At 66.0% G+C, this 14,591-nt stretch carries 10 protein-coding genes and 2 pseudogenes; 6 read left to right on the top strand and 6 right to left on the bottom strand.

Annotation, left to right across the window (positions count from 1 at the left end):
• Positions 1–67 precede the first annotated feature (67 nt).
• The 4 genes and pseudogenes from ACIQLF_RS19730 to ACIQLF_RS19715 all read left to right on the top strand — a co-directional run.
• Positions 68–184: pseudogene (locus tag ACIQLF_RS19730) on the top strand (hypothetical protein); the annotation flags it as partial.
• Positions 162–1,409: pseudogene (locus tag ACIQLF_RS19725) on the top strand (IS3 family transposase). The pseudogenes ACIQLF_RS19730 and ACIQLF_RS19725, both read left to right, overlap by 23 nt.
• 651 nt (positions 1,410–2,060) lie before the next feature.
• The gene (locus tag ACIQLF_RS19720) at positions 2,061–2,246 is read left to right on the top strand and encodes a hypothetical protein (protein ID WP_400302325.1); all 186 of its coding nucleotides are present in this window, start codon (positions 2,061–2,063) and stop codon (positions 2,244–2,246) included.
• A gap of 24 nt (positions 2,247–2,270) precedes the next feature.
• Positions 2,271–2,645 (top strand): hypothetical protein, encoded by a 375-nt coding sequence (locus tag ACIQLF_RS19715; RefSeq protein WP_400302323.1) that lies wholly within the window; start codon positions 2,271–2,273, stop codon positions 2,643–2,645.
• 127 nt (positions 2,646–2,772) lie between these two features.
• Here the strand turns inward: ACIQLF_RS19715 and helR are convergent, their stop codons facing one another.
• Positions 2,773–4,974 (bottom strand): RNA polymerase recycling motor ATPase HelR, encoded by a 2,202-nt coding sequence (gene helR, locus ACIQLF_RS19710; RefSeq protein ID WP_400302321.1) that lies wholly within the window; start codon positions 4,972–4,974, stop codon positions 2,773–2,775.
• 542 nt (positions 4,975–5,516) lie between these two features.
• On the opposite strand from helR, the gene ACIQLF_RS19705 reads away from it, so the two are divergent.
• Complete coding sequence (locus ACIQLF_RS19705; protein ID WP_400302318.1) at positions 5,517–7,181, top strand: thiamine pyrophosphate-binding protein; 1,665 nt, start codon at positions 5,517–5,519, stop codon at positions 7,179–7,181.
• A 139-nt stretch (positions 7,182–7,320) separates the two neighbouring features.
• On the top strand, positions 7,321–8,526 hold the full coding sequence (locus ACIQLF_RS19700; RefSeq protein WP_400302316.1) for an endonuclease/exonuclease/phosphatase family protein: 1,206 nt from the start codon (positions 7,321–7,323) through the stop codon (positions 8,524–8,526).
• Positions 8,527–8,620: 94 nt separating this feature from the next.
• Here the strand turns inward: ACIQLF_RS19700 and ACIQLF_RS19695 are convergent, their stop codons facing one another.
• From ACIQLF_RS19695 to ACIQLF_RS19675, 5 genes are all read right to left on the bottom strand, one after another.
• Positions 8,621–10,063 (bottom strand): amino acid permease, encoded by a 1,443-nt coding sequence (locus ACIQLF_RS19695; protein ID WP_400302314.1) that lies wholly within the window; start codon positions 10,061–10,063, stop codon positions 8,621–8,623.
• Positions 10,056–11,135, bottom strand: coding sequence for a histidinol-phosphate transaminase (gene hisC, locus ACIQLF_RS19690; protein WP_400302311.1), 1,080 nt, complete (start codon positions 11,133–11,135; stop codon positions 10,056–10,058). Before hisC ends, ACIQLF_RS19695 begins: the two co-directional genes overlap by 8 nt.
• 138 nt (positions 11,136–11,273) lie before the next feature.
• Positions 11,274–11,846, bottom strand: a complete 573-nt coding sequence (locus ACIQLF_RS19685; protein WP_400302308.1) for an Lrp/AsnC family transcriptional regulator — start codon at positions 11,844–11,846, stop codon at positions 11,274–11,276.
• A 75-nt stretch (positions 11,847–11,921) separates the two neighbouring features.
• Positions 11,922–13,256 carry a D-arabinono-1,4-lactone oxidase gene (locus ACIQLF_RS19680; protein WP_400302305.1) on the bottom strand — a complete coding sequence of 445 codons (1,335 nt, stop codon included), beginning with the start codon at positions 13,254–13,256 and terminating at the stop codon, positions 11,922–11,924.
• On the bottom strand, positions 13,253–14,485 hold the full coding sequence (locus ACIQLF_RS19675; RefSeq protein ID WP_400302303.1) for an alanine racemase: 1,233 nt from the start codon (positions 14,483–14,485) through the stop codon (positions 13,253–13,255). The genes ACIQLF_RS19680 and ACIQLF_RS19675 overlap by 4 nt, the downstream gene beginning before the upstream one ends.
• Positions 14,486–14,591: the final 106 nt, after the last annotated feature.

Here is a 14,591-nt window from a genome sequence, read left to right as displayed (position 1 = left end):
CGTGAGTGAACTGCTCCCCGGAAGTTGGACTGAATAATTCAGGTCCTTACTTCCGGGGAGTTTTTCCATGAATCCACAAAGTTCATTGACCGCCGAGCAGCGGTTGGCCGCAGTCGATCTTTTCGAGGAAGGGTTCCGGTCTCGCGCGGTATCCTCAAGACTTGGCGTTAGCCACGATGCGGTTCGCACGTTGGAGAAACGATTCAGGATATGGGGTAGGGCAGCGTTGGAAAGAAAACCAACCAAGCAGGTGTATTCCTTCGAGTTCAAGCTCGCGCTCGTCCGCCAGTTCCTCGACGGCGAGGGGACCGCGATGGACCTCGCCCTCAAGAACCAGCTGAATTCCCCGACCCAGCTCCGCAACTGGGCGAAAATCTACCGGGAACAGGGCGAGGACGGGCTGCGTCCCAAGGCCAAGGGCCGCCCGCGCACCGCGGATGGCCCCGAGCCGGCCGAGCCCACCGAACTCGAGAAGCTGCGCCGCGAGAACCAGCGCCTCCAGGCCGAGAACGCCTACCTAAAAAAGTACGGGCCTTGAGGAACCACCCACCGCGCTGAAGATCAGCGCAGTGATCGCCCTCAAGGCATCCCACCCCCTGCCCCTGCTCCTGGCTGCGGCGGGGCTTCCCCGTTCCACGTTCTTCCACCGCCAGGCAGCACTCAAGGCCCCGGACCGGCACGCGGAACTCCGCACCCGGATCCACGAGGTCTTCACCGAGGCCAAGGGCCGCTACGGGCACCGGCGCATCCATGCCGCCTTGGCGCGCGAGGGCCGGCACGTGGCACGCAAGACCGTGCTGAAGCTGATGCGCGAGGAGAACCTGGCCTGCAAGGTCCGCACCCGCCGCAGGTATGCCTCCTACCGGGGCCAGGTCGGCAAGGTCGCCGAGAACCTGCTGAAGCGCGAGTTCGACACGCCGGGGCCGAACCTGAAGTGGGTGACCGACGTGACCGAGTTCAAGGTCGCGGACCGCAAGGTCTACCTCTCCCCGGTCATGGACCTCTTTGACCGATCGATCATTTCCTACTCGGTGTCGGAGTCACCGACCGTCGCCTTCACCAACGAATCGCTCTCCGAAGCGATCGGCACCCTGGTGCCGGGCGAGGCGCCGATGGTGCACTCGGACCAGGGATTCCAGTACCAGCACGCCAGCTGGCAGAAGCTGCTCACCGATGCCGGCATGGCCCAGTCCATGTCGCGGAAGGCCAACTGCCTGGACAACGCGGTCATGGAGAACTTCTTCGGGCACCTGAAGGAAGAGATGTTCCACCACCACGAATTCACCGGCATCGAGGCGTTCACCACCGAGCTGAAGGACTACATCCGCTGGTACAACACCGACCGCATCTCGTTAACGCTCGCGTGCCTGAGCCCGATGGAATATCGGGCCCAGGCACTCGCTGCGTAGACTTTCACTTACCGAGTCCAACTTTCGGGGGCCAGTTCAGAGGGTGGGGCTCATTTGTTCGCAGATGCCATGACGGGCATGAGCGTCTACGAAAGGGTCCGCAGGTCCTTGGGGGTTACCTGCGAACGGTTGCGCAGGTACTGGGGATGTCCTGCGCAGCGACAACCATATCAGCGTTTGCGGGCTCTGGTGACTCGGGCTATCAAAGGGCAAAGCCCCGCCCTTTTCCTTTCGGATCGGGTGGGGCTTCGTTGTGTCTACTGCTGGTCGTATGGGACCAGCCCCCTGGGCCTACATCTCAGTGGTTAGAGATCCTGGGGTGGTGCATCACCCAACGAAAACTGGGCAATTCAACGCAAATCGGGTCTGTGTGTAGCAAAGTCCGAGGCCGCTAGTTGCCAATGATCTAGCGGGAAACCGTGTTCACAGCAAACTAGCGCAAAATTTAGACGGCAACTCCATTGGTCGCGGGTTCGACCCCCGCAGGGCGCACAGAACCACCCCCCGTTCCCATTATGGGAGCGGGGGTGGTTCTGTTTCTGCGGCAAACCGGCTTCGTCCTTCAATGACGAAAGGTTCAGGGTCCTCCTCTCTGGGAAATTCCGTTGAAAAACCGCTGGTGACCTGCCTGATCGTGTAGGTTTTTTGACCGTGAGCAACCCGAATTCTTCTGAAAAGCCGTCCATCGAAATCCGTCGCATGGTGGATTCAGATAAGCCAATGGTGATGGAACTTATCGGCGAAGCCCGAGTCGATCATCTTGAGCCTGAAGAACGGGCGGCTCGTGGGTTCATCCAAGCCACGGTCAACGAGGAACTTCTCGAGGTTGCCCTGTAGGGCCCCGGGATCTATTTGGCTGTCGTGGGCGGCGAGGCCGCCGGATTTGTCATGTCGTGGAGCCCGGAGCAAATCAGCGAGCAGAACCGCGTTGGCACGGAATCGATTCGGCAGGCGGCGGAAGCCTTCCCCGGATCCCGCGTCTTCATGTCAGGTCCCGTTGCGATTTCCGAGCGTTTCCAAGGGCTGGGGCTTTACCGAAAGATGACTTCGGCGCGTGATGCCGCAGTGCCCGATACATACCAGTGCGCCGTGCAGTTCGTAGACATGTCCAATGTGAAATCACTGGATGTGCACCGCCACATGGGCATGACGGAGTTGAGCCAGTTCGACGTCAACGGCAGCCAGTTCATTCCGTTCGCGTATCCGGTGCAAAGGCCGGAGAAAGCCCAGGCCTAGGCCTTTTGGGGCCAAGAAACGCGAAGCAATCGCGGTTTCGGCCCCGTACGGCATCCGGACCCCCGTTCTCCTTGCGAGGGCGGGGGTCCGTGTTTTTGCGGATTCGAATGCGCCGTGCAGGAGGCGCTTACCGGGCTCCCGTGAGGATCGCCAGCCGCTGGGTGGCCCGGGTCATCGAGACGTAGCGGTCGACGGCCCCCTCAATGCCGGTCCCGAATCCCTCGGGGTCGACGAGGACAACGAGGTCGAACTCGAGGCCCTTGGCCAGCTCCGGGGTCAGCGACCTGATGCGCGGGGTCGAATTGAACGAGGGATCCCCGATGACACAGGCAATGCCGTCGTCGTGCCCGGCCAGCCACCGCTGCAGGATCGAGTCCAGCTCCGAGACATGTCCGTGGACAACGGGGATGCCGCTGCTGCGCACCGAGGTCGGCACGTTGGCGTCGGGCAGGGCGGCCCGGATGACCGGTTCCGCCTCCGCCATGACCTCCAACGGCGTTCGGTAGTTGATGTTCAGTGAGGCCAGCGCGATGTCGCGGAACCCGACGCGTTCCAGGCGTTCATCCCACGACTCGGTGAAGCCGTGCCGTGCCTGGGCCCGGTCCCCGACGATGGTGAAGCTGCGCGACGGGCAGCGGCTCAGCAGCATGCGCCACTGGGCGTCTGTCAGTTCCTGCGCCTCGTCCACGACGATGTGCGCAAACGGGCCGGCCAGCAGGTCCGGGTCGTTCTCCGCCAGCGCGCCCTCATCGATGATGACCGGTTGCAGGTCCGTCTGGCGCAGCATGGTCACCAAGCCGGTTCCGTCGTCGTCCGCCGCGATCAGCTCGTCGACGACCCGGGCCATCTGTTCCCGCTCGGCGGCTACGGCCGCCCGGTGTGCAGCTCGGCGCCGGGAGGCCTGCGGGTCGCCGAGACGTTGCCGTGCCGCGTCCAGCAACGGCAGGTCCGACTCGGTCCAGACCCGGGGATCGGGGCGTTGCAGCAAGCGGACCTGATCATCGGTGAGCCAGGGGGCGCATGCGTGTAGGTACCCGGGCGCGGAGAAAAGGTTCGCGACAAGGATCGTCGCATCGAACAGCGGCCAGGCCCGGTTGAAGACCCCAGCCAGTTCCGTGTTCTGCAACAGGGCGCGGCGCAGCAGTTCGAGGGGAACGCCTCCGCCTTCGCCGTCAGCCCAACCGTCCCCGTCGTCACCGGCTTCGCCCTCGTTCGAGAGCTTCCCGGCCAGGATCGCGACCAGCGCCTCCCAGACCTGGTCGCGGGCCTCGTTGTGGGGCGTACCCGGTTCCCCGGCTCCGAATGCATCCGCCCAGTCGGCCGGGCCCAGCCAGAGTTCCGCCCAGGGGGTTTCCACCAGCAGCCCCTCGGCGGGCGGCTGCTCGTACATGGCAACGGCCGGTTCGATGGCCTTCACCATGGCGTCCAAGGACTTCAGCCGGGTGACCTCCGGGTCGAATTCGGTGGCGGCGGCATTTCCCTCGGCGACAAGGTCCCGCAGGGTGCAGGTCTGCACGCCCTCCTCGCCCAGGCTCGGCAGCACGTCCGCGACGTAGGCCAGGTAGGGCTGGTGCGGGCCGACGAACAGCACCGACCCGCGGCGCTCGCCGAGCCTGGGATCGGCGTAGAGCAGGTAGGCGGCCCGGTGCAGGGCCACGACCGTCTTGCCGGTGCCGGGGCCTCCGTCGACAACCAGGGCCCCGCGGGATCCGGCGCGGATGATTGCGTCCTGGTCCGCCTGGATGGTGCCGACAACGTCGCGCATCTTGGGCGACCTGCTGCCGCCGAGGCTCGCGATGAAGGCTGACTGGTCATCGAGCGCGGCGTTTGATTCCAGCCCCTCCGGGGTGAACACCTCGTCCCAGTAGTCGACGACCCGGCCGCGGGTCCAGCGATACCGCCGCCGGCTCGCCAAGCCCATGGTGTTGACGTGGGTCGCGGCGAAGAAAGGTTCCGCGGCGGGCGCCCGCCAGTCGACAAGAAGCCTGCGGCCGTCGCTGTCGGTCAGCCCGATGCGCCCGATGTACACGGGCTCAGGGTCGTCGGTCGTGACAAATCGGCCCAGGCAGAGGTCCATGCTGAAGCGCTGCAGAAGGCGCAGCCTGGAGCTGATCCGGCGGATTTCGGCGTCGCGTTCCACTCCCTCCTGGCCCTTGCCTCCCGGTGCCCTGCGGTGGGTGTCGAGGTGCCGGGCAAGGTCGGCGGTCTGCGCTTCCAGGCTCCGGGCGATCGCGGCGAAGTGCTGCTCGTCGCGGGCTATCAGCGTGGGGTCGGCCTTGGCTGCAAGGTGGGCGGGGAGGTTGAACGCGGTGGTGTTGACCTGGGTCATGGCATCATCTCCGGTAAGGATTTGGGGGCGCGTGAAGTGGCCGGACTGCATCGACGGCTGGGCGAGGGGATGCCTCGTGGAATGGTCAGGGTTTCGCTGTATGCGGGGCCAAGAGGACGGATCCGAACATCGATTATGCGCCTTGCCGGGGGCCTTGCGGCAAGACCCCTGTGCGTTATAAATTGGAAATGGAGAGGATTGTTTTCTCCTGCTTTTGCCGCATGATTCAATCCCCGTTTCCCACATTGGAACGGGGATTTTCCTTTTAGGTCCGCCGCATCGACGGATTGTCTGAGCTGAGCGGAAATGGATGGATGGCTCGGGGTGTGGCTGACGGGCGGTCAACCCCGCTGGCGGACACGCAAGGGCCACGCGAAATGCCAAATGTTGCGTGGCGCACATTTTTCCCATTATCTTTAACGGGTCAGGCGAAACACTTCTGAAGTTTTTGCCGTCGCTCTAAAAATGGGCGAGATCCGGGTTCATTGCCCGAAGACGAATATGGCCATCACAGTTGTTTGCTACATTCGAGAGTTCCAAAAATGCCTACAATTTCCGCCGCGGTTTCCCGCGCCCTTTTAACCTGCACCTCCGAAATTTTCGGGGTCATGGGAAATGGAAACGCACACTTCCTCGACGCCTCGGTTCGCACCGGATTCCGCTTCACCGCCGTCCGCCACGAATCGGCCGCAGTCACCGCAGCCGACGCCTACTTCAGGATCACCGGAAAGCCGGCGGTTGCCACCACCACCTACGGTGCAGGTTTCACCAACGCCGTCACACCGCTGGCCGAAGCCGCGGCGGCCGAGATCCCGATGATCCTGGTGACCGGCGACCAGCCAACCACCGGTGCCCGCCCCTGGGACGTGGACCAGGCGGCAATCAACACGGCTGTCGGCGCCAAGACCTTTGTCGTTGATGCGCAAAACCCCGTGGCGATAACCCTCGCGGCGGTGGCCCATGCACTGCGCGAACGCGTACCGGTGGTCATCTCCCTGCCCTACGACATCGTGGCAGACGAAGCGGCGGACGAGCCGGAACTGACGCTCGCCGACTTCAACCTCGATCCGGGATATCCGGTGGCTGCACCGGAATTGCTGGCTCAGGCCGCAACGGCACTGAGCACGGCCAAGCGCCCGCTGGTTCTCTATGGTCGCGGGGCGCGTCTTTCCAACGCAGCCGAGGCAATCGGTGCGCTCGCCGACAAGCTCGGCGCCTTGAGCTCGAGCACCGTGCTGGCCGCAAACCTTTTGTCCTCCCGCCATGGCGACCTGGGCATCACCGGCGGCTTCTCCTCCGAGGAGACCGCGGCGCTGATCCACGAGGCTGACACCGTCCTGGTGCTCGGTGCAAGGCTGAACCAGTTCACCACGCGATTCGGGGACCTCTTCAACGATTCGGCGCAGGTCATCCAGGTGGACATTGCGCCGGCGGCAACGAACCCGCGCGTCGACGCCTTCATACGCGCCGACGCAACCTCCGTTGCGGTGGCACTCGTCGGCATGGTCGGGGAGCGGAACGCTGAAGGGTCCTGGCTCGGCCAGGTCGGCGACCGCCTCGCAAGGATCAGCGAGCACGCCGAGGGCGACGAAACCGCGCCCGACGGGCTGCTGGACCCGCGCTCGGTGGCTAGGGCGCTCAACTCGGTCCTTCCGGAGCGGCGCCTGGTGGTCCAGGACGGCGGACACTTCATCGGCTGGGGCCCCATGTACTGGGACATCCCGGGCCCGCAGGCGCTGAACCTCGTCGGAACCGCCTACCAGAGCATCGGCATGGGCCTGGCTTCCGCAGTCGGCGCGGGTGCCGCGGCCGGGGAAGACGAGACAGTGGTGCTCGCCTCCGGCGACGGGGGATTCCTCATGGGCCTTGCAGACCTGGAATCCGTGGTCCGCTCGGTGCGCAGCGGCGTGATCGTGGTCTACAACGATGCCGGCTACGGGGCCGAGGTCCACCAGTACGGCTCGATCGGCCTGCACGAGGAACCGATGCTCATACCCGAGGTCGATTTCGCTGCGGTGGCCCGCGGCCTCGGCGCCAGGAGCACCAAGGTTCGGTCGCTGGAGGACTTCGCCGAATTGCGCCAATGGGTTGCGGAGGGCGCCAGTGGGGTGTTCCTTGTTGACTGCCGCATCAGCCCGGCGGTCAGGGCCCCGTACATGGAGGAAGTGCTCGAGGCCAACCGCAAGGCCGCTCTGGCCCGCGGCTAGCGAACAATTTATTGGGGGAGGGCGTCCGCGTCGGTGCATGCATTTGCACTGGCCCGGACGCCCTTTTTGTTTCACGTGAAAACTTTTGGGCTGCACCGAAGAAGACCTACCAAAAGGTAGGTTCGGGGCCTACTGTTGGATGGTGCGATACCTGAACCTGCTGGCGCTTGGCGCGGCAACCCTCACCGCGGCGGCGGCAATCGGGATTGCCCCGGTCCAGGCGCAATCCATCTCCGCAGTGAAAGCAACCCACGTGAGCCAGGGGTCCACCATGCCAGTGCCGTACCCCGAGTCGCTCGAGACCCCCGCTCACGGCCTGCGCGTCGCCACCTTCAACGCCTCGCTGAACCGAAGCGAGCCGGGACGGCTGAAGCAGGACCTGTCCGGCCCCGACGACCCGCAGGCGCAGGCAGTGGCGGAGATCGTGCAACGCAACGCCCCCGACATCCTGCTGCTCAACGAATTCGACTACGACGCGGCGGGCAACGCGGCCGGCCTGTTCAAGAAGAACTACCTGTCGGTTTCCCAGCGAGGCCAGGCCGCCATCGACTACCCCTATGTCTACCTGGCGCCGTCCAACACCGGGGTTCCCAGCGGCGCAGATCTGGACGGGGACGGCGTCGTGGGCGGCGCGGCCGACGCATTTGGCTACGGCGACTTCGAGGGCCAGTTCGCCATGGTGCTCTATTCGAAGTACCCCATCGACACGGCCAATGCCCGGACCTTCCAGGAGTTCCTCTGGAAGGACATGCCCCACTCGCAACTGCCGGCCACGTACTACGACAAGGTGGTGCAGGGCGTGCTGCGGCTGCCCAGCAAGTCGATGTGGGACGTGCCCGTGAGCGTCGGGAAGGACACCATCCACATCATCGCCGCGCACCCCACGCCACCGGTCTTCGACGGCCCGGAGAAGCGCAACAAGCGCCGTAACCACGACGAGATCCGGCTCCTCAACGACTACATCGGCGGGGGGGAAGCGGCCGCGTACATCTACGACGACGCGGGCGTGCGCGGACCGTTGAAGCCAGGAAGCAGGTTCGTGGTGGTGGGCGACCTGAATTCGGATCCCGCCGCCGGCGACTCGGACCCGTCGTCGATCAACGCGCTGCGGAAAAACCCGCTGCTCGTTGATCCCCTGCCGGCCCTGGGCACCGCCGACTTCGGCCGCGGAGCCGAGGGCATCATGCGCGTCGACTATGTGCTGCCCTCGGCGGTGCTGCAGGTGGGCGACGCCGGGGTCTACTGGCCAGGGCCCGGCCAAAGCGGCTCGGACCTGGTCGAGGGGTGGCCCCCGCCGAGCAGCGACCACCGGCTTGTCTGGGTCGACCTGGACATTCCAGAATAGGCGGCCCGCCTCAGGGGAGGACGCCGCCATGAAACGCCAGAGGGGCGGCCGGTGTTTGGCCGCCCCTCTGGCGTGTGCGTTGGTGTCCGCGGTGTCAGGAGCGCTGTCCGGCCTCGGCGGGCAGCGAAGCCTCGTCGGCAGGCAGGCCGCCGTCGGACTCCGGGTCGCCGCCCTCCAGCCTCTTGCGCCGGCGCTGGGCCAGGGCGTTGAGCACGGCAATGGCGAGGATCAATCCGGCGGTGGCAATCAGCTGGGTGCGGCTGGCCGGGTCGAAGAGCGACAGGACCACGATGCCCGTAAGCATGACCAGCGCCAGGATCGACAAGTATGGGAATCCGGGCATGCGAACCGGAAGAACCACGCTCGGGTCCTTGTCGGCACGCAGGCGCAGCACCAGCTGCGACACCGCGATGAAGCCCCAGGTGACCAGCAGGGTGGAGCCCACCGCGTTGAGCAGCATCGGCATGACCAGGTCGGGCGCCAGGTAGTTCATGACAACCGCCACGATGCACAGGATGACCGAGCCGAGCACGGCAATGTACGGGGTCTTGTTCTTGTTCCGCACCATCACCACGCGCGGGGCGAGCTTGCGCTCGGAGAGCGAAAGAAGCATGCGCGACGCGGCATATATGTTCGCGTTCATCGCCGAAAGCAGGGCGACGACGACCACCAGCGCCATGATCGAGTCGATCCACGGGATGTGCGCGGCGCCAAGCACGGCAACGAACGGGCCCGCGGCAAGCTCCGGCGAGTCCCACGGCAGCACGGCGACCATGACCAGTGCAGAGCCGATGTAGAAGACCAGCACGCGCACCAGCACGCCGCGAACGGCCTTGCGGATGCTCTTGCGCGGGTCGTTGCTCTCGGCCGCGGCAATGGCGACGATCTCGATGCCGCCGAAGGCGAAGACGACCATCAGCAGGCCCGCGCACAGGCCCACGATGCCGGTGGGCATGAACCCTCCGTGGGCCACGAGGTTGCTCAGTCCCTTGGCCTCGACGCCCGGCACCAGGCCGAGGACCAGGGCCGCGCCGACGGCAAGGAAGACGACGATCGCGGCGACCTTCATGAAGGAGAACCAGAACTCGAACTGGCCGAACTTGGACACATGGGCCAGGTTGATGGCAGTCAGCAACCCCACGAAGATCAGCGACCAGGTTCCCTGCGAAACCCCGGGTATCCAGCCGCCGATGATCGCCGCGGCGCCGGTGGCCTCCGCGGAAATGACGATGACCGCCTGGATCCAGTACAGCCAGCCGATCACCGCCCCGGCGTTCGGGCCCAGCGCCTTGGTGGCGTAGACGGAAAACGAGCCGGACGACGGGTTGGCCGCGGCCATCTCGCCGAGCATGTTCATGATCAGGATGACCAGGAAGCCGGCCAGCGCGAAGGCCAGGATGACGCTGGGTCCGGCCACCGCGACGGCCTGTCCCGAGCCGATGAACAGGCCGGCGCCGATGGCGCCGCCGATGCCCATCATGGTGATCTGCCGGGTGGTGAGGTTGTTGCCGGAACCCGTGGTGGTGCTGTTAGACATGCGCGGGGGACTCCTGCAATGCGGCGATGACGGCGCGTGCGATCAGCGCATTCGCCTCCGGCGAGCCGATCGAGATGCGGATGCCTTCGCCGGCGAAGGCGCGGGCCCAGATGCCCGCCGCGCGCAACGAGGCATCGACGGCGGTGGTCCGCTCGCCGGTGTTGAGCCAGATGAAGTTCGCGTGCGAATCCTCAAGCTCCACGCCCGCCTCGCGGAGGGCGTTGACCAGCCTGGTGCGCTCGTCGACCAGCTCGTCGATGCGCACCTGCAGCTCGGGTTCTTTTTCCAGGCTCAGCACCGCTGCGCGCTGGGCCAGGGCCGTCACGCCGAACGGGACTGCGGTCTTGCGCAGGTTTGCGGCCACGGCGGCAGGCGCGATGGCGTATCCGATGCGCAGTCCGGCCAGGCCGTAGGCCTTGGAGAAGGTGTGCAGCACAGCAACGTTGGGGTAGCGGCGGAAGAAGTCCAGTCCGATCGCGGATTCGCCGTGCACGTTGAAGTGCACGTAGGCCTCGTCGATGACCACCAGCACGCGGGCCGGGACCTTGGCCATGAAGGCGTCGACTGCGGCGGCATCCACCACGGTGCCGGTCGGGTTGTTGGGGTTGCAGATGAAGATCAGCGCGGTGCGGTCGGTGATCGCCGCGGCCATGGCCTCGAGGTCGTGGGCGCCCGCGGCGTCCAGCGGAACCATCACGGGGGTTGCCCCGGCCACGTGGGTCAGGATGGGGTAGGCCTCGAAGGAGCGCCAGGCGAACATGACTTCGTCGCCGGGGTTTGTCGTCGCGTGGATCAGCTGTCCAGCTACCTCCACGGATCCGGCGCCCAGGGCGATGGTCCCCGGGTCCACGCCGAAGCGCTCGGCCAGCATGCCGACCAGTTCGGGGGCAGCGGCGTTGGGGTATTCGTTGATGCTTCCCAGTTCGGCTGCCAGGGCGGTCGTGACTGCGGCCAGCGGGGGGAACGGGTTCTCGTTCGACGAGAGCTTGAACGCCTGTTCGTGCTCGCCGGGGGTGGCCCCCTGCTTGTATGCAGGGATCGCTTGGAGTGAAGTGCGCTGGGCGATTGTCATCGTGCCTCCGTGGAATTTACCGGGGGCGCGTCATCGGTGACGCGCCTCACATAAACTACGAAGCTGGTGTCCGCCGGTCAACTGCCCAGCGAAAGACCATACAAGATGTACACGAAGAGTAGCGATGGCAGTTAAATGCTAGGCATTGTGCCCAGCATTTTTCGTAGCCGAACTTAGCCTACCGCCATTGCGGGCCGACGCTTCACGCACGGCCGCCGGTGCTTCCTCGTCGTCCCCGGAGTTTTGCCGGACGGCCTCCCACGCCAGCGGAAGGGTCCGGTTTTCAAAGTGCGTTTCCAGCACGATCGAGGACGAGGACCTGCTCATTCCCTCGGTCACCGAAATCGCGTCCAGCACCCGTTGCAGGTCCTTGGTCGACCGTGCCACGATCTTCACCAGCATGTCGCTCGACCCGGACACCGTGTGCATGTCCAGGATCTCGGGGATCTTGGCCAGCTCCGCGGCGACCCCGACCTGCCCGCGCCTCTGCTGGATCTTCAGCGAGCAGAAGGCGATCACCGGGTACCCCATGGCCGTGGGGTCGATGTGCGGTGCTATGCGGGTGATGACCCCCGACTCGTGGAGCCTGTTCAGGCGGTTCTGCACCGTTCCGCGGGCCACGCCGAGCCGCTTGGAGCACTCCATGACCCCGAGGCCTGGCTCGTCGGTGAGCAGCTCGATCAAGGATGCGTCCAGCGAATCGATTCTCATGCGCCCAGTATGGGTCGTTTCGCGCCGTTGGCGCGAATTCGATCCGAGGGCTCGCGTGTTTTGGCGCCTCTCGTCTCAGCGCCCCAGGAGGTGTCGCAAGTGCTCGTTGAGCATGGTCCCCTGCGGATCCGCGGCATCGCGCTGGGCCAGGAACTCGTTGAAGTGCGGGTAGACGGAGGCGAGGTAGGAAGAATCCCGGGTGTGCAGCTTGCCCCAGTGGGGCCGCCCGCCGTAGTGCACGAAGACCTCCTCCATCGCCCCAAAGAATTCACGCGAGGGCTCGCCCGCGTAGCGATGCACGGCAATGTAGGCGCTTTGCCTGCCCGATGCGGTGCCCAGCCAGGTGTCGTCGGCGCCGGTGGCCCGAACCTCCAGCGGGAAGGAAATCTTTTGCGGGTGGGCCTCGAGGGCCGTGCGCACGGCCGCGAACACCTCGGGCAGCGCGGCCAGCTCCACCGAGTACTCCATTTCGCGGAAGCGCACGCGGCGGGGAGCGACGAAGACCCGCTCGGACTGGTCGGTGTAGCTGCGCACGGCCAACGCCTTGGCGGCGAGTTTGTTGATCGGCGGAACCGTTGCGGGGATCCGGGCGCCCACCTGGCACAGCGCGGCGAATGCCACGTTGCCCACCAGCTCGTCGCTGATGAGGCGGCCGTGCCACGGCACGGGGTCCAGCGGAGCGTCGTCGGGCAGCCGCGTATTGGTCTTGGCCAGGGCCGTGTCCGTGTAGGGGAACCAGTAGAACTCCAGGTGGTCGCTCAGCACCACGCGGTCGACAAAGGATTCAAGCATCCCGGCAAGCGGCTCGGGTTCCTCGCGGGCGTGGAGCTTGAAGCGCGGCACGCATTGGAGCGTGATCTCCGTGAGCACGCCCAGGGCGCCCAGGCCCACCCGGGCGGCCTGGAAAAGCCCGGGGTTCAGGGTGGGGGAGCACTCGCGGGCCTCGCCGTCCGGCAGGATGATCCGCAGGGCGGTGACGGCCCCGGAGAAACCGGTGAAGGCGAGCCCCGTTCCGTGGGTCGAGGTGTTGATCGCCCCGGCAAGCGACTGGTGGTCGATGTCGCCCATGTTGGCAAGGGCCAAGCCGTACGGCTCCAGGAGGCGCCCGATGTCGCGCAGCCTGGTTCCGGCCCGAAAGCGGACCTGGTTGGTGAGCGGGTCGACGCGGAGGATGCCGCTGAAGTGGTCAAGCGAGAGCAGCGTCCCGCTGGTTGCCGCGATCGGCGTGAACGAGTGCGCGCCGCCAACCACCTTCAGGGTGGAACCCGCGTCGACTGCGGCACCCATGGCGGCGGTGATTTCGGATTCGTCCCGCGGCATGGCGACGGCGTCCGGGGTGGCCACCGCGCTTGAGGCCCAATTGCGCCAGGTCCCGGATTTCGACAGCCCCGGAATGCGTGGGTTCTTCACAGGAACGCCTTCCCCTCTGCCCGGTAGGTCGGCCAGGAATCAACGATGTGCCCCTGGGAATACACGGCGATTTCCTTTAGGCGTTCGGCAACCTCGCCGGCCTTGGCGTGCCGGAAGTACACGGTGTCGCCAAGTGCCAGGTTGCGGGCGGCATCGCCAACCAGGGGTGTCTGCACTTCGCCCGGACCCTCGGTGCCGCGGTACTTCAAGCCGTGCGGCCATGCAATGGTGGGAAGCCGGTCCTGGCCGGCGGGACCCGATGCCACCCAGCCGCCCCCGAGCACCGTGACGGTGGACGGGTTCGGCCGTCTGGCCACGTTGAGCCCGAAGTAGAGTGCGGGCTTCGGCCGGAAATGCCGGTACCCGTCGAACAGCCCGGGGCCGACGAGCCCGGAACCCGCGGCAACCTCCGTCACCGCGGATTCCCGGGCCGTCGATTCCAGCGAACCCGTGCCGCCGCCATTGACGAATTCGAGGTCCACGAGCGTTCCCAGCGCGGCGACGGTCTCCGCGCGACGGGCGAGGATTTCTGCGGCCGACGCCCGTTGCATGGTGCGCACTGCCGAACCCCTGGCCCCCGCTTCGCCGTTGCCCACGCCGGCTATCTGGCCCTCGTAGGCCATGAGCCCGACGAGCCGGAGGTTCTTGCGTCGCAGGAGTTGAACGGCGAGTTTCGTGACATCCGCGGCGCTGCGCAAGGGGGATCGGGCGGCGCCGATGGTGACGCCGCGGACCGGTCTGTAGGAGGCATCCATGTCGATGGCGACCCGGACCGGCGGGTGGCCGGGTGCCACCCGTTCCAACAGGTCGATCTGTTCGATGTCGTCGACCATGAGCGTGACGGCCTCGCGCGCCGCGTCGCTGGCGGCCAGCGCCCGAAGCGCCGAGGCGTCCGCGCATGGATATCCCACCACCACGTCGCGGGTCCCGGACTCGGCAAGCCAGATGGCCTCGGGAAGGGTGAACGCCAGGACGCCGGCGAAACCGGGCTTTCCCAAGGTGTGTTCGAGGGCGCGGCGGATGCGCAGCGACTTGGAGGCGACCCGGATCGGCTTGCCCGCGGCGCGCCGCACCAGGTCCTTGGCGTTGGCCTCGAAATGTTCCAGGTCCAGCAGCCCCACCGGCCGCGCGACGAGGTTGGCCTCGGCCAGCGCCTCGTCGTACGCCGTGAAGCGGGCCGCCGACGCCAGCTCGCTGGCCCGGCTCCCTGCTGGTTTTGCGTTGAACACGAACTGCCCCCTTCGGCAACCACGCACAAGTGATCCCCGTCACTGCGGGTTGACCTCAACTTACATCATGACCGGAACGAATTGGCGAAGTGAAGCAGCGGTTACG

It is taken from the genome of Paeniglutamicibacter sp. NPDC091659 (genome assembly GCF_044756805.1).
GTDB lineage: Bacteria > Actinomycetota > Actinomycetes > Actinomycetales > Micrococcaceae > Paeniglutamicibacter.
This window is presented reverse-complemented; position numbering and strand designations above follow the sequence as displayed.

Excerpts from the sequence above, each read along its gene's own strand:
- helR (WP_400302321.1), bottom strand. The coding sequence starts at position 4,974 with ATGACCCAGGTCAACACCACCGCGTTCAACCTCCCCGCCCACCTTGCA.
- ACIQLF_RS19705 (WP_400302318.1), top strand. The coding sequence starts at position 5,517 with ATGCCTACAATTTCCGCCGCGGTTTCCCGCGCCCTTTTAACCTGCACC.
- ACIQLF_RS19700 (WP_400302316.1), top strand. The coding sequence starts at position 7,321 with ATGGTGCGATACCTGAACCTGCTGGCGCTTGGCGCGGCAACCCTCACC.
- ACIQLF_RS19695 (WP_400302314.1), bottom strand. The coding sequence starts at position 10,063 with ATGTCTAACAGCACCACCACGGGTTCCGGCAACAACCTCACCACCCGG.
- hisC (WP_400302311.1), bottom strand. The coding sequence starts at position 11,135 with ATGACAATCGCCCAGCGCACTTCACTCCAAGCGATCCCTGCATACAAG.
- ACIQLF_RS19685 (WP_400302308.1), bottom strand. The coding sequence starts at position 11,846 with ATGAGAATCGATTCGCTGGACGCATCCTTGATCGAGCTGCTCACCGAC.